13 protein-coding genes are annotated in these 18,166 nt (G+C 44.2%); 7 read left to right on the forward strand and 6 right to left on the reverse strand.

The annotated features are described in order from the left end of the window. Positions 1–12: 12 nt before the first annotated feature. The 4 genes from AC6I7V_RS05835 to AC6I7V_RS05850 all read left to right on the forward strand — a co-directional run bounded on the left by AC6I7V_RS05835 (position 13) and on the right by AC6I7V_RS05850 (position 6,238). Positions 13–1,368 (forward strand): cache domain-containing protein, encoded by a 1,356-nt coding sequence (locus AC6I7V_RS05835; protein WP_255230898.1) that lies wholly within the window; start codon positions 13–15, stop codon positions 1,366–1,368. Beyond that, positions 1,361–1,999 (forward strand): response regulator, encoded by a 639-nt coding sequence (locus AC6I7V_RS05840; RefSeq protein WP_032549257.1) that lies wholly within the window; start codon positions 1,361–1,363, stop codon positions 1,997–1,999. Before AC6I7V_RS05835 ends, AC6I7V_RS05840 begins: the two co-directional genes overlap by 8 nt. 323 nt (positions 2,000–2,322) lie before the next feature. Beyond that, positions 2,323–3,894, forward strand: a complete 1,572-nt coding sequence (locus AC6I7V_RS05845) for a BCCT family transporter (RefSeq protein WP_255230897.1) — start codon at positions 2,323–2,325, stop codon at positions 3,892–3,894. Positions 3,895–4,354: 460 nt separating this feature from the next. Further along, positions 4,355–6,238 (forward strand): methyl-accepting chemotaxis protein, encoded by a 1,884-nt coding sequence (locus AC6I7V_RS05850; protein ID WP_255230896.1) that lies wholly within the window; start codon positions 4,355–4,357, stop codon positions 6,236–6,238. Between the two features lie 83 nt (positions 6,239–6,321). Here the strand turns inward: AC6I7V_RS05850 and azu are convergent, their stop codons facing one another. The 4 genes from azu to trxB all read right to left on the reverse strand — a co-directional run bounded on the left by azu (position 6,322) and on the right by trxB (position 11,721). Next, entirely contained in the window at positions 6,322–6,774 is a 453-nt protein-coding gene (azu, locus tag AC6I7V_RS05855; RefSeq protein WP_261882962.1) for an azurin, read from the reverse strand. Positions 6,775–7,108: 334 nt separating this feature from the next. Beyond that, positions 7,109–8,830 carry a heme ABC transporter ATP-binding protein/permease CydC gene (gene cydC / locus AC6I7V_RS05860; protein ID WP_255230894.1) on the reverse strand — a complete coding sequence of 574 codons (1,722 nt, stop codon included), beginning with the start codon at positions 8,828–8,830 and terminating at the stop codon, positions 7,109–7,111. Next, on the reverse strand, positions 8,823–10,607 hold the full coding sequence (gene cydD / locus AC6I7V_RS05865; protein WP_255230892.1) for a heme ABC transporter permease/ATP-binding protein CydD: 1,785 nt from the start codon (positions 10,605–10,607) through the stop codon (positions 8,823–8,825). Before cydD ends, cydC begins: the two co-directional genes overlap by 8 nt. 154 nt (positions 10,608–10,761) lie before the next feature. Then, the gene (gene trxB / locus AC6I7V_RS05870; RefSeq protein WP_255230891.1) at positions 10,762–11,721 is read right to left on the reverse strand and encodes a thioredoxin-disulfide reductase; all 960 of its coding nucleotides are present in this window, start codon (positions 11,719–11,721) and stop codon (positions 10,762–10,764) included. A 1,365-nt stretch (positions 11,722–13,086) separates the two neighbouring features. On the opposite strand from trxB, the gene AC6I7V_RS05875 reads away from it, so the two are divergent. The 3 genes from AC6I7V_RS05875 (at position 13,087) to AC6I7V_RS05885 (ending at position 16,422) form a co-directional block, all read left to right on the forward strand. Further along, the gene (locus AC6I7V_RS05875; protein ID WP_498011524.1) at positions 13,087–13,866 is read left to right on the forward strand and encodes a hypothetical protein; all 780 of its coding nucleotides are present in this window, start codon (positions 13,087–13,089) and stop codon (positions 13,864–13,866) included. A 680-nt stretch (positions 13,867–14,546) separates the two neighbouring features. Next, positions 14,547–15,203, forward strand: a complete 657-nt coding sequence (locus AC6I7V_RS05880; protein WP_255231749.1) for a 2OG-Fe dioxygenase family protein — start codon at positions 14,547–14,549, stop codon at positions 15,201–15,203. Continuing rightward, complete coding sequence (locus AC6I7V_RS05885) at positions 15,187–16,422, forward strand: cysteine desulfurase-like protein (RefSeq protein ID WP_498011525.1); 1,236 nt, start codon at positions 15,187–15,189, stop codon at positions 16,420–16,422. The genes AC6I7V_RS05880 and AC6I7V_RS05885 overlap by 17 nt, the downstream gene beginning before the upstream one ends. Positions 16,423–16,480: 58 nt before the next feature. Here AC6I7V_RS05885 and AC6I7V_RS05890 read toward each other — a convergent pair whose 3' ends face one another. Both AC6I7V_RS05890 and AC6I7V_RS05895 read right to left on the reverse strand, forming a co-directional pair. After that, the gene (locus tag AC6I7V_RS05890) at positions 16,481–16,912 is read right to left on the reverse strand and encodes a MarR family winged helix-turn-helix transcriptional regulator (protein WP_255230888.1); all 432 of its coding nucleotides are present in this window, start codon (positions 16,910–16,912) and stop codon (positions 16,481–16,483) included. 195 nt (positions 16,913–17,107) lie between these two features. Continuing rightward, positions 17,108–17,932, reverse strand: a complete 825-nt coding sequence (locus tag AC6I7V_RS05895; protein ID WP_255230887.1) for a DUF2797 domain-containing protein — start codon at positions 17,930–17,932, stop codon at positions 17,108–17,110. Positions 17,933–18,166: the final 234 nt, after the last annotated feature.

Consider the following 18,166-nt stretch of genomic DNA (forward strand, 5'->3'; position numbering starts at 1 on the left):
CAAGGAGTGGAAATGCCTCTAAAAGCGAAACTGATTCTGTTAAGTCTATTACCCTTGTTGTTGGTAATGGCTCTCACCAGTTGGATCTCTGTTTTCCAAGCCAAGACCTTGGGTGAAAAAGAGGTGGAGCTATTCCATGCAAGCCTGATTAAATCCAAAGAGTCTGCGTTGAAAGATCTGGTTGATCTGGCGTTTGATGCTATCTCTCACATCTACAACGATCCCGATATGGACCAAGACGAAGCTCAGCAAACCGTCAAGGCGATCATCAGTAAATTGAGTTATGGTTCAGATGGTTACTTCTTTGTTTATGACGAGTTTGGCACCAATCTGGTTCATCCTGTAATGCCTGAGCTGCAGGGAGAAAACCTTCTTCATCTTCAAGACGAAAACGGCAATTATCTGATTGAGTCGTTGTTGGCTCAGGCGAGAAGTGGCGGTGGCTTTCACCATTATTTGTGGCAGAAGCCGTCGACTAATGAGATTGTTCCTAAACTGAGTTACGCGTCATGGCTAAGTAAATGGAATTGGATGATAGGAACCGGGCTATATATTGAAGATGTCTCTCAAGAAGTGACCAATATGCAGTCTGCGGTCAATAACAATATCGAAACCACTTTCTTCACCATGATAGTTATTGTGACGGTGACGGTAGCCGTGATTGTGGTGCTGACACTTGCGGTTAACCTGCATGAACATCGTATTGCAGACAAGAGCCTGAAAGAGCTTGCATATAAGACAGTGATGTTCCAAGAAGACGAGAAAAAGCATTTGGCTCGTGAGCTGCATGATGGGATCAATCAATTACTTGTATCGAGTAAATGTCACCTAGAGCTGTTAGGGACTAAACTGGATGATGACACCCAGAAACGACATTTGGAGAAGTGCCAGAACTCATTAATGACGGCAATTAATGAAGTTAGGCATATTTCTCACAATCTGCGGCCAAGTGCTTTGGATGATTTAGGGCTTGAAGCGGCGCTGAATTCACTGTTGATTGATTTCAAATCACACTCTGAGATAGAGACGGAAGCGGTAATCAGTTTAAACGGTTTAAAGTTGAAATCGGAAGTGACAACAACACTTTATCGTGTTGCTCAGGAGTCACTAACGAATATAGAGAAACACGCAAGTGCCAATAGTGTGAGTGTTGCACTTCAGCCTTTGGGAAGCATGTTGCAGCTGATTATACGCGATGACGGTGTCGGTTTTGACGTCAGTGCAACACTACGCAAGTCGGGCATTGGACTGCGCAATATGCGTGAACGTGTTGAGTTTATCGGCGGTGAATTTGAATTGGAAAGTGAGCCGGGGTTCGGCACTGAAATCACCGTATTATTAAAATTAGATGGATTAGTTTATGGATAAACCAATTAAAGTGGTGATCGTCGATGATCATCAAGTGGTATTAGATGGATTTATCGCGCGCTTGCACTTGGAGCCTAAGATCGAAGTCATTGGGTCAGCTAGCAATGGTTTGGAAGCGGTTGAAGTGGTGAAAGACCTACAACCTGATGTGGTGCTGATGGATGTCAGTATGCCGATCATGAATGGAATTGATGCCACTCGCTTGATCAAAGAAGAGACGCCGGATATCAAAGTGCTGATGCTAACCATGCACGACAACCGCGAATACATCATGAAGGTGATGCAGTCGGGGGCGGTGGGCTACATGCTCAAAGAGATCTCAGCAGAGAAAATGGTGCAGGCGATTAAGACGGTTAATCAAGGCTCGACCTACTTCTGTGAGAAGGTGACTCAGACTCTGTTTACCCAGCCTATCACTCCTACTCAAACAGCAAAGAATCCGTTGAGTCGGCGGGAAGAGGCGGTATTGAAACTCGTTGCGAAAGGGGAGAGCAGTAAAGCCATCGCCAAGACATTGGATATTAGCTACCGAACGGTAGAAACGCACAGGCAAAATATAAAGCACAAATTGGATATTCACTCGACTGCTGAGCTGGCGAAATTCGCGGTCAATTCAGGCCTTGTTGAATGAACCTTCTCTTGTTTCTGCTCTTAAAAAAAACTGCGTTTAAAAAATAGAAATGCTTCGACCTAAAAGTATTTTGGTTAAATTAGAAGGATGTAATTGGCTTATTTTTATTCATTTGATAGGGTGGTTTATTATTATTTGAATAAAAAATCATCGAACCGCCTCTGGTTTACTGAAAACAATATTTTAACCTGCTAAACTTCAGACATCCAAGTATTTGAATTGCTGTGACAACGAACTTGCTCTACTTGGATTGAATGTTCTGGTTTGTTTTATTTAGTCACAATATGGTTAGGGATATTAGTAGTATTCCGTAGAGAGGGATAATGACTAAAGGTATAGATAAATATAGTATCGATAGTACCGACTACACGGTAGGTCAAGATAATGTACAAAAATGGGGTTTTGATGTTCACAACCCTGTTTTTGGTATTAGTGCGGGTCTTATTGCGCTGTTTTTAATTGCGATCTTGGTTACAGATACCGCGTCGGCTAAGGCGGCACTGGATGGTGTCAAATGGCAAATCATTAACTCGTTTGATTGGCTATTCATCTGGTCTGGTAACATTTTCGTGGTGTTCTGCCTAGCTTTGATCGTCTCACCTTTTGGTAAGATTCGTTTGGGTGGTAATGACGCAACGGCTGATTACTCGTTCATGTCGTGGTTGGCAATGTTGTTCGCCGCAGGTATGGGTATTGGCCTAATGTTTTGGAGTGTGGCAGAGCCAGCAGCCTATTTTACCGGCTGGTATGAGACACCTCTTGGCGTTGAACCTAACACTCCAGAAGCGGCGCGTTTGGCAATGGGTGCAACCATGTACCACTGGGGTCTACACCCTTGGGCTATCTACGGTGTGGTTGCATTGTCTTTGGCGTTTTTTACTTACAACAAAGGTCTTCCGCTATCAATTCGCTCTATTTTCTATCCGATCTTAGGCGACCGCGCGTGGGGCTGGGCAGGTCACCTAGTTGATATCTTAGCGGTACTGGCAACGCTGTTTGGTCTTGCGACATCTCTTGGTTTAGGTGCACAGCAAGCCGCTTCAGGTATCCAGCATGTATTTGGTATTGAAGCAGGGTTGTCACTGCAAGTCATCGTTATCAGCGTTGTAACTTTGCTTGCTGTGGTATCAGTACTGCGTGGTATTGATGGTGGTGTAAAAGTCATCAGTAACATCAACATGTTGGTGGCGTTCTTACTACTGATCTTGGTTGGTTTGATTGGCTACGCTGTTACTTTGGGATCTATTCCAACTACCTTGATGGCGTATATTGAGAACATTATTCCATTGAGTAATCCGCATGGTCGTGAAGATGAAGCTTGGCTCCACGGTTGGACGGTATTCTATTGGGCTTGGTGGATCTCTTGGTCACCATTTGTAGGTATGTTCATTGCGCGCGTTTCTAAGGGGCGTACTGTTCGTGAATTTATCACAGCCGTACTGATTGTTCCGACGACAGTAACCATCATTTGGATGTCAGTGTTCGGTGGTTTGGCGATTGACCAAATTATGAATGGCGTTGGCGAACTGGGTACTGAAGGCCTCACTGATATCTCTTTAGCGATGTTCCAAATGTTTGATGTGCTGCCGTTTGGTACGCTGCTGTCAATTGTCGCAGTGATTCTCGTACTGGTGTTTTTCATTACTTCGTCGGATTCAGGTTCATTAGTTATCGATAGCATCACCGCGGGTGGTAAAGTTGATACTCCAGTACCGCAGCGCGTATTCTGGGCTTTCCTTGAAGGTGCAATTGCGGTAGCACTGCTTTGGGTTGGTGGTACAGAAGCGGTACAAGCACTGCAAGCTGGCGCGATTTCGACGGCTCTTCCGTTTACACTTATTTTGTTATTGATGTGTTTTAGCCTGCTAATGGGTATGCGCACAGAGAAACGTTAATAAGATTGTTTAGTCTTCAGGTGAAATAGACTTGAAGCAACCCAAATATGAGGCGAAAGAGTGATGCTCTTTCGCCTTTTTAATACACAAAATTTAAAGGGTTTATAATACCAATCGTGTTAAATATTTGCTCACCCTAGCTTGTTAAAATGCTCGATAACTGCGTTAGAATTTTTGATTGTAGAATAACTACTTATCGAAACTCTCTGTTGCAGAAAAACTGCCTTGTTCTCAAGCCTTTTTCCTGCGCTATTTTTGATCACTTACTTACTGTGATTGGTATAAGCAGAAAAGAGAGCAATTTGAGTGTTGTAAAATTGGCGAAGTGACAAGCTTTTGTCATTTTATAAAGTTATGAATTTAGTGACGTTAGGTTGCATATTTATTTGTTAATAATACTCGAATTTGGTTATTAATTTGGTTAGTATGCGCGGGTTTTCCAACCACTTGTGTACTAAGTATGAAATTAACATTAAAGCAAAAGTTGATAGGCGCAAGCTTATCAGCAGTGGTAGTTATGGCAACTGTGTTGACATGGCTCTCTGCAAACCAACTATTTGAACAAACTCGCAGCGGTATTTACACCCGAGCAGAAAGTGTCTCGGAAGCAGCTTCTGAAGGTATTAAAAATTGGATTGATATTCGTAGAGACATTGCATCTGCATTTAATGATTTTTCGCAAGAGAGCGATGTTGTTCCCTATCTAAAACAAGCTCGCATTGCAGGTGGCTTTGACGATATTTTCCTTGGTACACCAGAAGGTGGTATGTACCGCTCTCATCCAGAGCGCAACCGCGCAGGTTATGACCCACGCCAGCGTCCTTGGTATCAAGAAGCAAACGCTGCAGGTAAGCAGATCATCACAACGGCGTACACGGATGCGATCACTAAAGCGCTTCTAGTAACAATCGCTGAACCTGTGCGTAAGAACGGTCAATTCGTTGGTGTTGTTGGAGCCGACGTATTGATTGATCAACTGGTTAGCGATGTAATCAGCCTTGATGTAGGCGACAACGCATACGCAATGTTGATCGATGCAACAGACGGTACATTCTTAGCACACCCAAATTCAGCATTGAGCTTAAAGTCAGTGAGCGAACTGTCTAACGATATCTCGATGTCGACTATTGAGAACGCAGTTCGTACCGGTAGTATCGAGGTCATTAACGAAGGTGGCAAAGAGAAGCTGCTTTACTTCACTAAAGTACCAGACACGAACTGGATCTTTGCAATTCAAATGGATCGCACAACAGAAGAAGCGAGCCACTCAACACTTCTTACTCAGTTAATCACGACTGCTGTCATCATCACTTTAGTGGTTATCGCACTAGTGTCTTGGTTAGTAGGCTTCTTGTTCCGTGACCTAAACCGTGTATCTCTTGCTCTTGAAGAGATTGCATCAGGTGAAGGCGATTTAACTCAACGTCTTGAACCTAAGAGCGATGATGAGATTGGTCAACTGGCTGAAAACTTTAACCGCTTTGTGGGCAATATGCATACTATGGTGCTTAAGTTGAGTGAAGTATCGGCTTCTTTGGCGAACCAAGCTCGTCAAACAGCTTCTCAAGCGGAAGAACGTAGTGCTCGTATCCAGATGCAACAAGATGAGATCAACATGGTTGCGACTGCTGTAAATGAAATGGCAGCTGCTACTCAAGAGATCGCAGGCAACGCAGATCACACCGCACAGAACTCATCAGAAGCGGTAGGTGCATGTGAGCACGGTACGGGTCAAGTGACTCAAACTCAAAACTCGATTCAGAACCTTGCGCAAGAAGTTCAAGTAGCAACCAATGTTATTATTGAGCTAGAAGAACACGGTAACAGCATCAACACGATTCTTTCGAACATTCAGGGTATTGCAGAGCAGACTAACCTTCTGGCATTGAACGCAGCTATTGAAGCGGCACGTGCTGGTGAACAAGGTCGTGGCTTTGCTGTCGTAGCTGATGAAGTGCGTGTTCTAAGCCAACGCACACACGGCTCTACGCAAGAAATCCAACAAACTATTGAACTGCTTCAAGGCACAACGGGTAAAGCGGTTAGCATTATGAACGATAGCCGTTCGCTCGCTGAAACCAGTGTAGATGATGCAAACTCTGCTGCCGCGAGCCTAACGCAGATTCACGCTGCGGTTGAACGTATCAGTGACATGGCGACACAAATTGCTTCTGCGGCAGAAGAGCAAGCATCGGTAACGTCTGAGATTACTCGCAATACTGAAGGTATTCGTGACGTGTCAAATCAACTGGCTGATGAAGCGCACCAAGCTGCAGAGCAAGCGGCTCAGCTGTCTGAACTTTCTCATGAACTAGAGAACGAAATCAGCCGCTTCAAGCTGTAAACGAACTCAATAAAACGAAGCCCCAACCTGGATTTAGGTTGGGGCTTTTTAATATCTACTTTGGGAATCAATTTCGAAGCGGATTATTTGAACTCAAACTTACCTTTCATAATCGCCCAGTGGCCTGGGAAAGAACAGATAAATGAGTAGTCACCACCGGCTTGCATTTTCTCAGTGCTGAACGTAACAGAAGCTGATTCGCCCCCACCAATAATGCGCGTAAAGGCGTACACACGATCATCGCCCGGCTTTACGTAGTTGTTATCTAGACCAGCAGACATGCCATCAATACCGACGGCTTGAACCGATGCCGTATCAGTGATGACAACGTTGTGCCCCATTGATTGTGCAGGTAAAGAACCAGTGTGGTTCAGTGTTAGCGTCACTTCTTTGCAGCTAGCAGGAACGCTTAGGGTATCTGTTGAAAACTTCATTTGATCACTGGCATCAATTGATATTTCACAATCAGAAGCCGCTTGAGCAGTAAAACTCGCACCGAGAAGAGCGACGGTGGTTGCGATTAATCGTAAAGACATACTTTGTTCTCCATTATTGTTTTTGGGGGAGGTCTTTCCTTAAAAACGATCGATACGTATTATCTTCGAGAGTTGATCATAGAAATGTGCTGCACCCAGAATTATAAGCAACTCGTTGCGTTATATTTGTTAGTAAATCATATTCGTAGAAAGTGAGGGGGTAGTGTTGAGCTGCCTTAGTCGTGGGCCAATTGTCGTTGCTAACTTTTTCATGTGTATAGTGGCTTCAGAGTGTGAGAATAACACTACAGAGTAGTTGAAGGTGAGACACTAAAAAGCCCGAGTACAATGTGCTCGGGCTTTGTCGTTGTATCTCGATAGTAGAGACTCTGTTTTAGATGGCTTGTCGAAGTTGGAAGTAACGACCTTCACCCGACAGAAGCTCACTATGAGAGCCTTGCTCGACAATCTCACCCTGCTCAATCAAGACGATAGAATCCATCTTCTCTAGTCCAATCAGACGGTGAGTAATGAAGATAACCGTCTTGCCTTCGAAGTGCTGCTCAAACAGCGCCATGATGCTTTTCTCTGTCTGCTTATCTAAGCCTTCGGTAGGCTCATCCAACAGTAGGATAGGGGCATCGTGAAGAATGGCACGTGCAATGCCGATACGACGCTTCTCGCCACCAGAGAGCTGACGGCCTCCGTCACCTAACCATGCATCGAGTGCATTGTCGTCAAGCAGTTTCTCAAGACCAACGCTCGACAGAATGCTTTTCAGCTCTTCGTCGCTAGCTTGCGGCTTGGCAATAAGTAGGTTGTCACGCAGGCTACCATTGAGGATATCAACACGCTGGCTTACCACACTGATGGATTCACGTAGCTGGCTCTCATTCCATTGGGTGAGGTCGATACCCGCAATCGAAATCACGCCACGTTTTGGATCCCAATAGCGAGTCAGCAACTGAATCAAAGTCGACTTGCCTGAACCTGTTTGGCCGACAATCGCCACTTTGTTGTTCGCTGGAATCGATAGGTCGACCGAGTTCAATACCGTGCGCTCAGAGTCTGGATATTGGAATGACACCGCGTTGAATTGAATATCCAACGGTTGGTCAATATCAAGCTTGCTATCGTTGAATTGAACTTCTGGCTCAGACAAAATTACTTCATTCAAGCGACGCGCCGAAGTTAACGTTTGACCCAAGTGTTGGAACGCGCCTGCGATAGGCATTAGCAGTTCAAAGCTCGCCATGGTAGCGAACGCCATCAATGCGATCAGTGGGTCTGGTGCGTTGCCACCAACACCGTCTGCAGCAAGCCACAACATCAGCACTAAAGTTAAGCCGTTGAACAGCATCAATGCCGCTGACGCCATACCCGTTAGGTTGGCATTGACGAACTGATTCGCCATTAGCTTTTGTTGCGTGTTCAGAATCGCATTGCGGTAGCGTTCTTCAGCGCCAAACAGGGTTAGCTCGCTGTAGCCTTCAATCCAGTCCAGTGTGGTAACACGTAGTTCGGCTTTGTTTTGGGTTAGCTCGCCACCATTGCGTTTGCCCAGCTTGTAGAACAATACCGGCCAGATGATCAACATGATCAATAGGATAGAGCCTAAAATTAAGCCTAGAGAGCTATCAAACCACATCAAAAATGCGGTTAGGAAGAAGATGCCTAACACACCGACTGTCACCGGGCTGACCAGTCGTAGGTAAACATGGTCCATTGCATCGACATCAGCAACTAAGCGGTTAAGTAGGTCAGCATCACGCAGATTTGAAATACGACCTGGGATAAGCGGTGCCAGCTTTTTGAAGAAGAAGATACGTAGATCAGTTAACAGCTTGAAGGTCGCATTGTGGCTCACTACACGCTCACCCCAACGGCCAGCGGTACGGCTCATTGCAAGACCACGCACGCCGCCACCTGGCAACATGTAGTTAAAGGTTTCACGAGCGATCGTCAGGCCAGCAACGGCAGAAGCGGAAATGAACCAACCAGACAGGGTCAACAAACCGATAGATGCAGCTAAAGTTAAGAAGGCTAGGAGCATGCCCAAAGACAGCCCAAACCAATGTTTCTTATACAGTTTCAGGTAAGGCAGTAAATCACGCATCTAAATTACCTTTATTATCTTGTTGAGCCAAATTCGCGCTTAGCATCTCTTGAAAAAGACCGCCAGACTGAGACAGCTCATTGAAACTGCCTTGCTCGACGAGCGTACCGTCGCGTAAAACTAAGATGTTATCTACCGATTGAAGTGGCGCAAGTTGGTGCGTCACGAGTAGGGCAGTGTTGTTTTGGATGCGGTTGTTGATGCCTTGCATGACCAGTTTTTCACTGCGTGTATCTAGGCTGGCAGTCGGTTCATCCAGTAACCAGAATTGACCATTTTGAATCATCGCACGAGCAAGCGCTAAACGCTGTGACTGACCGACAGACAAGCCGCCAGAGCGATCCGAGATCATGTAATCCAGCCCGTGCTCTTGAACAAACTCATCCGCGAAAGATTGCTCTAGCGCTTGTTGAACAGTTTGATCACTGATGTCCTGTTTACCTAGCGTGACATTGTCACGGATGGTGCCGTGCAATAGTAGCGGGTTTTGACCAACCCAGCTGATCGCTTTACGCCAAGACGCAAGATCAAGCTCCCTTAACTCAACACCATTGATTTTCAAGCTTCCTTCATATGGCATGAAACCAAGAATGGCATTGATCAAACTCGTTTTACCCGCACCGCTTGGGCCTACAAGGGCCGTGGATTGCTGAGTATTAAGTGCAAAGCTGATAGGGCCAACTAACTGAACACCCTCTGGGCTCAACACTTTAAGGTCTTGAGCTTCAATGGATATTCCAGCGTCGCTGTTTAGCTGCGTATCACCTGATTTTACTTTGTTGATGTCTGTTTCTAGGAACTCAACAATGCTCTCTGCAGCACCTACCGCTTGTTGCTTGGCGTGGTAGTAGGTGCCCAGATCGCGCAGGGGTTGGTAAAACTCAGGCGCGAGAATCAAAATAAACAGGCCAGCGAATAGAGTAACCCCAGCACCGTAGTGACCGAAGTTCAGCTCACCAATGTAAGTAAAACCGAAGTAAACCGCGGTCATTGCGATAGAAAGCGACGTGAAGAATTCTAGAACCGCAGAAGATAGGAAAGCGATCTTCAATACATCCATAGTTCGAGTACGGAACACTTCCGATGCACCGTGCAGCACTTCTGTTTCCGCTGATGTACGGTCAAACAGGCGAATCGTCGTCATTGATTGTAGACGGTCATAGAAGTGACCAGACAATCGTTGCAGCGCCTTAAAGTTCTTGCGGTTGGCATCGGCTGCCTTCATACCCACCAGTGCCATAAAGATAGGAACCAGCGGCGCAGTGATAAGGAAGATAAGACCGGCTGCCCAGTTTACTGGGAAAACTACCACCAAGATAACAAACGGAATCATCACCGAAAGAGACATCTGAGGCAGGTAACGCGAGAAGAAGTCTTGCATGTCTTCGACTTGCTCTAGCAATAGCGTTGCCCATGTGCCTGCAGGCTTGCCTTTGATGTAAGCAGGGCCAAGCTCTCGAAGCTTATCGAGTATCAGTTGACGGATATAAACACGAACTTGCTCACCACAACGGTAACCGGCGATCTCTCGCCCCCAAGTACAACCAGCTCGACCAACCACCGACAGAGCCAGACCTGCAAAATGGCCGACTAGCTCAGATTTATCGACATGTTCGATAATCAGTTGATGAAGAATAGAGGCGAGAAGGGCAGCTTGCGCCACCAAGAACACGCTTGAAAGTACGCCAAGGCCGATAGCAATCATGAGCCAGCGCTTTGCGAGGCCGCTTTGTTGCTTAAGCCATTTATTCAAGCTGCGTTGTTTTTTCTTATCCATTATGAAGGCTTAATGATAATTATTATTCGGTTGAGGGCGGCTAGTATACAAAAGAAAACCCCGTGGATATACCACGGGGTTCTAGGGAATTATAACAAAGTGTATTTAAACTCAGTATTTAGCGTGCCAATCGGCAAAATTGAAAACTGAGGTTTTACTTATCGGTCAGTCCGTCTAGGAAACGTTCCGCATCAAGTGCCGCCATACAGCCTGTACCCGCTGATGTGATCGCTTGACGGTAGTTGTGATCCATTACGTCGCCCGCAGCAAACACACCTTCGATACTGGTTTGAGTTGCGTTACCTTCTAAGCCAGATTGAACAACAATGTAATCGTCCTTCATTTCTAGTTGGCCTTTGAAGATGCCAGTATTTGGCTGGTGGCCGATAGCGATAAACGCGCCCATTACGTCGATATCTTCTGTCTTATCAGACTGAGTATCTTTAATGCGAACGCCTGTTACGCCCATGTCGTCACCAAGAACTTCATCTAACGTGCGGTCTGTGTGAAGTACGATGTTACCGTTCTCAACTTTGTCCATTAAACGCTTAACCAAGATCTTCTCAGCGCGGAATGTGTCACGACGATGGATTAGGTGAACTTCAGACGCGATGTTTGAAAGGTAAAGTGCTTCTTCAACGGCTGTGTTACCACCACCCACGACGGCAACTTTCTGGTTACGATAGAAGAAACCATCACACGTAGCACAAGCGGACACGCCACGACCTTTGAATGCTTCTTCAGATTCAAGACCTAGGTATTTCGCTGAAGCACCCGTTGAGATGATCAATGCATCACAAGTGTACTCACCCGAATCACCTTTCAGTGTGAAAGGACGCTTCGATAGATCCACTTCGTTAATGTGGTCGAATAGGATTTCAGTTTCAAATCGCTCGGCGTGCTCTTTCATACGCTCCATAAGACCCGGCCCTGTTAGTCCTTCGGCATCACCAGGCCAGTTTTCAACTTCAGTGGTTGTTGTTAATTGACCACCTTGCTGCATGCCGGTAACAAGAACTGGATTTAGGTTAGCACGAGCTGCGTAAACAGCAGCAGTGTAGCCGGCAGGGCCAGAACCAAGAATCAATAAATTACAATGCTTTACGTCGCTCATGAGGACTCCGAGGTTTAATTCGTTTTTATTTATAATCGCTGATGATTGTATGGAAAATATGAGGGCAATTAAAGTTTTAACAAGGGCGCAAATGTAATTAATCGTTATAGGTTAGAACTTAACCGAGACAAACGTTCTCGTGGCTGAAAAGGCAGTGAGAACATCGCTAGGTTTAAGGTGTAGCGAGGGGAGATAACATTGGCAGAGCATTTAATGAGTGGTAGCCGTCCCTTCGTTTGCTAAGAAACCTTAAAAACGAAGTTTGGGATCCCGTAAGGGCTTTGGGTAGTGATATTGTATAATAGATTAATACTATAGGAAGATAAAAAGACAGCAGCAACGCTGTCTTTTCGTAGTATCGCTAGTCTCTAAACAGGTCGCGTATAACGTGAGCCGTGTAGATTAAACCTTTGACAAAGAGATCCGGTCGTAACTTAAACACAGTTACGCTTGTCTCTAAGACCTTACGTAGTAAGGACTTAAGGTTATCGTAGAGCATTTTGGCTTCCTCATAGTTGAGTGATTATTGTTGTCAAGCCAGTGATCACGATCTATAGTCTCGATTGTCGGTATCAATACAAAGATACTCATTGGTCACTTTTCGAGTAGCGTCAACTACTCTAGACTTGGCTCCGAATTCGAACCCTGCCTTTTGGTGGGGTTCTTTCGTTTCTGTCGGAAGAAACAATTCTATTCTGTATAACTCCTTCATACATTGTGGATTAAAAGCCACTATATCTTGTAGGTATATGGCAGACGAGTTACAAGATAAAAGGTGCCAAAGACTTTTTCAAGGCAAAGAAATAGGAGTTCTTGTGGATAACTACTATATTGAAAAAAAACTGTAAGTGGCCACTTACCCATTGAACTAGTATCTGATTATCAGTAGAAAACTTACTTTTTAATGATGATCTAATTTTGTCCGCTCATAAATAAAATTTCTTGATCTTTGGTTAAAATAAGAGATGGTATTTTTATACTTAAATAACTAAACATAGCTTTAGGGCAACACATTGTCGCTAATTCGCTTCCATTTCCATTTCGAGCACTATCCTAACCCCAAAAAGTGAATTACTAGTTAACTTTAGTTTGCTCACGTATCTTCTCATTCAACAAATCAGCCATACATGTATAGATTCAGAGTTTGGGCTTTCGTTGCTCTTTTCGAAGTTTAAGTGTTCCTATTCAACTCGTGAGTTAAATCACCAGTTAATGTGGAGTATTTAAATTCTAGTAGTTAATGTATATCGCCTTGATTAAAACGCGTTCCTTATCATTCTTTTACAGTCTCATTAATGCAATTGATTTGATTCCAGCGTAAATCACTGCAACATTACCTCTTTAAGAGAGTGGATATGTTACACAATGACAAAAAACGAAGAATTGCGAGACGCCTACTTAGATATCCTCAAAGACGTTGATGATGCCTACCTTATTGCGAATAAGTCAGATGACCCAAAGGTCAAAGGGTTATCTGGATTGTTTCTAACAGCTGTTAGTCCCAATTATCATCGAGCACAAAATAAGATAATGATCATCGGTCGGGAGACAAAGGGTTGGAAGTGGAATGAGAAAGAAGACGTTGATTTAAGAGATAGGAAAAATTGTGTCGAGCAAGCATTAAAATGCCATAGCTCATTTTTTTTCAATCAGTTAAATAAGAAGAATTCCCGAGGTAAAGCGTTCCATAATTTCACTAGAAGTGTGGCGGAAAAATCAGGAACGGAAGGGTTGATTTACTCCAATCTATTCTGTTTTGCGCTAAATAAGACTATCCCTAAAAAATCTCCAATTTACGAAGAAATAGTAGCTTTATCAGAAAGGTTGTTATTTGCTCAAATAGAGATCTTAAAGCCCGATATCATCTTATTTGTGAATGGATTCGATAAATCTTCCGTATCTGCACGCAGACAGATTTTTCCCATAGATGGAGATAGCAATGTATGTATAAATCGGAAACACTATTTTCAAGAACATGGTTTATCAAGCAAACAATTGTGGAGCTTTGATTTAAAGTTTGGAGATCGACTAATTAAGTCTTATCGCACATATCACCCAAGTGCAGTATCCAAAAAAGCGAAAGAGGGGCGTGATTTTCTCATCAGTTTATTGCCTGATAAGGACTTAAAACGACAGCAACATTAATCATTGGTGTGGATGATACGGGTACAAGTATTGGTCAGTACCTTTTAGAAGATTTGCATGATATCGCGAAGCGCGTTTCCTCCACAACTTTGATTTTGGGTACTTACTAGGCCGAGAAGCAAGCTAATTTTTCTCTTACTAAGAAAGCAAGTGTAACACTGGGGCGGCCGAGTTCCCCCCGAACTCGACCTGTTCCAGACGTGCAAGCAAAGGCGTTTGGATACTTACCGTTGATAAACTAACCAATGTGCTATCACTGTGTAAGAGATTAATAGCTGTTGCTTCGTTAGGTGTGTCGCATTTCAATCTGTACCGTTTTTTCTGGCAATCATTATGATGTTTGTCCATTTCTGCTCACCCAAATTCCTCATTCATTCCCTTCAAAACACAAAGCTCCGCAGAAAATTAGAGAATAGCGTGCCAAATTAAACATTGCCTTTTTAATTAAAAATAGTGAATTAAACTAGCCAGTGAAGTGTGCTGAATTTTAAAGGTGCCCAACTTTTGAACTGGTTTTAATCACTGGTTTTTGAATTCAAGTTGGCATTAAGTTTTAAATTTATCTCTACAGCAGAATAAATGGTTGTTTAAAGTTGATTTAACCAGATCTTCACGTATCATTTATGTAAACAAAAGGTTAAATAAAATAAGTAAAGTGGACATTCATTAAGGAGTCGATGATGTTACATGCTCACGAAAACACCCTACATATTACCCACCTCAGCAACCATGCCGTTGAAGAGTTGTCACCTTCGTTTGAAAAGCTACCAAGCACTGAACATGCAGATGGCAAGTTTCGTCTAAGAAGATACTCGGTAATTCGTTTTTGCGGTGGTAAGGTTGTGGAACAGGACAAGCACAACTTTGTTCAATCAGAAGACATTAATCACTTTCAAGGCGACGTAGTACGCGAATTTGAACCTGTTGAAGCCAACATTCTACAGAGTGAAGGCATGCAAGAGATGTGTGAGCTCTTCATCGAGACGAATGGTTTGAAAGACGGTCAAGAGATCGAAATTCATCAAATCCGCATCTCAGCAATTTACGAAGAGACGCAAGTAGCCCCTGAAGGCGTGCACCAAGATGGTTTTGACCACATCGCACTGATCGGTATGAACCGCCACAACATTGTTGGTGGTGAAATCATGCTTTACCAAGACTCCCACGAAGCGCCATTCTTTAGAAAAGTACTTGAAGATGGTGAAGTGGCGATGCTCGCAGACAGCAAGCTTTGGCACAATGCTCAACCGATTCGAACGATTGACCATGATGAAGTGGGTCATATGGATGTATTCGTACTAACAGCAAAGGATGAGCGTAATGTCCTTCACTCTTAATGAAGTTCGCCAGCAATTTAGCGCGTTAAGCCAACATCATAATGGCAAGCCTGTTACTTTTTTTGATGGGCCTGGTGGTTCGCAAGTCCCTGAAAATGTCCTAGCCTCAATGACTGAGTATCTTGGCCATTTTAATTCAAATCTAGGTGGACACTACTTTTCGAGCCAGAAAACAACAGGGTTAATGCAGCAGGCGAGAGAGTCGGTTCAAGCATTACTGAACGCAGAGTCTTCTGGCAACATCGTTTTTGGTGCCAACATGACTTCGCTGACGTTCCAATTGAGCCGAGCAATCAGTCGTGATTGGAACGAGGGCGATGAGATCATTGTTACCGCACTCGATCACTACTCTAACGTATCAAGCTGGCAGCAAGCGGCGGAAGATAAAGGCGTGGCAGTACATCAAGTGCGTGTAGACGAATCAGACTGTAGCCTAGACATGGCGCATTTTGAATCTCTACTGAGTGATAAGACTCGATTGGTTGCGGTGACTTTTGCTTCCAATACAACAGGCTCAATTGTTGACGTACAGAAAGTCGTGGAACTGGCGCACAGTAAAGGTGCGCAGGTTTATGTGGATGCCGTTCACTATGCACCTCACCACTTGATCGATGTACAGAAACTTAATTGTGATTTTCTAGCGTGTTCTGCATACAAGTTTTTCGGACCTCACGTTGGTATCGCGTATGTCGCTCCTCAGTGGTTACATACATTGAAGCCTTACAAAGTGGAACCTGCCACCAATGTTGGCCCAGGTCGTTTTGAAACCGGTACTCAGAGTTTTGAAGGGCTAGCAGGTGTGATTGCCGCGGTTGACTACCTTGCACAGTGTGGTGACCCAGCAGAGAGCCTAAGAACACGTTTGGAGCAGAGTTACAAACTGTACAATCGCCATGAGAGTCAGTTAAGTGAGTATTTCTTACAAAGGTTGAGTGAGCTAACTGGAGTTCACCTCTACGGTAAAACGACTTATGATTCGAACTTGCGTACACCGACGTTCGCAATTACGTTCGATGATCACTCACCAGAATCGATAGCTAGAGCGCTAGGCGAGCACAATATCTGTGTTTGGAATGGACACTTTTACGCACTTGGTTTAGTTAAGCAGCTGGGTATTGAAGAGACAGGCGTTGTTCGAATCGGCTGTATGCACTACAACACAATCGAAGAGATCGATTTACTGTTCAATGTGCTGGAAGGCATTCTTCGTAAAGACTAATCTGGATTTACAATCCAATGAAAAGAGCGCACTCGAAAATAGTGCGCTCTTTGTTTTTTTATCCTCTCGAACTGAGGTTTTGAGCCATTGTTTTAGCCACTCGCTCAAAGGTTGCGAGTTCATCGCTATGGATACCTATCTTCATCTTCTCAAACATCTCGCTATCAACCTCAGTTAGCTGATCAACAATGGCTTTACCGTGCGCGGTGATAGCCAAATATTGACTGCGCTTGTCTTCAGGGTTGGGCTCTTTAACGATCAATTCTTGTTTAATTAAGGCACTGAGAAGGCGAGTCACTTGCGCCTTATCTCGGTCCAAAAAGTTCGCGATATCAACAGCAGTACACTGCGGCTTCTTGGTGATGATCTTTAATACACGCACGTGCATGGGTGCGATATCGAGGTCCAACGCCTCTATCTTTTCATGCACATTTCTTTTGACGGCATGCACCAATTTAAACAGGCTATCCAGTGACTTACCTTGCGACATAAAAACGCCTCAATCAACGAGTTGCTATTGAAAATGAATTATAGTTGATATTATCAACTTAATGTGGACCTAATTCAAGACTGAGGGCGAGAATAAAGGGTCAAACTGCGATCAATCAGCAGTCGCTGCAAAAACACCGAGTAAACAAAAACGCCCAGTGAAAGCTTTCACTGGGCGTTTTTATGTGGAATGTTACTAAGCTGAGACTTCTACTTCGTAAGAGCCGAATTTACGAATGTTGATCACGCCCGTATCAAGAATCAGATATTGGCCTTTAATACCTTGCAGTACGCCACTTACTTCTGGGTTTTTGTCGAAGTTGTGTGATGTGATCTTCACCGGGTGTTGTTCAACAGGGTAGCTCAGTGGTGTGATACTTTCATTCAGAACCTCAATGGCATCATCACCAAATGTAGCTTTGATTTCCTGAATTTTGTCTTCCACAAGAGGCAGCAACTCTTTCGCGCGTTCAACCAATTCGATGTTGTCGCCATCACCTTTCAAAAGTGTGCGCCAGTTGGTTTTATCTGCGATATGTTTTGCCAATTCAACTTCAATCAGTCCAGAAATCTGACGAGTCTTCACTTTCAAGATGGGTAGGCCTTGAGTAGCACCTTGGTCAATCCAACGTGTTGGGATCTGAGTATGACGAGTAATCCCTACCTTTAGACTTGAGGTATTTGATAGATACACGAAGTGATCAACCATACAGTTCTCTTCACCCCACTGCGGCTCGCGGCAGGTTCCTTGGTCGTAGTGACAAGTCTCTGGCTTCATGATGCACATGTCGCAGCTGGCTAGCTTCTTCATGCAAACAAAGCAGTGGCCTTGAGAGTAACTTTTCTTGGTTTTCTTACCGCAAGAGCAGCAGAAAATATTGCCTGTGTGGGTAAGGTTAATGGTTTTGCCGATCAGAGGGTTTAATTCTACAAACTCTTCGCCGACCGGTAGACGATACGTAACTGTACCATCAAGAGAAGCACTCATTTTTTTGAGTGTTCCTTTCGCTAATAAAGACATGACATTACTCGTGCGTTTTTGATTATATTTCGCGATCTAGCCGTAGCCTTTGCCGCATTGATTATCCAGTCAGTATACCAAATAGAGATGCTCTAGGTACGTAATATTGATACGAGACAAGGTGTTCGAGCTTTTATTGAGCACCTTCTAAATTAGAGTATGACATTTTGAAAAGCCGTGTTATAACGATGGGAGCGAGCTGCGACTGTTTGGCGTAGAGCGTAGAATGTTGTA

The sequence above is a fragment of the Vibrio sp. KUL70 genome (genome assembly GCF_059725515.1).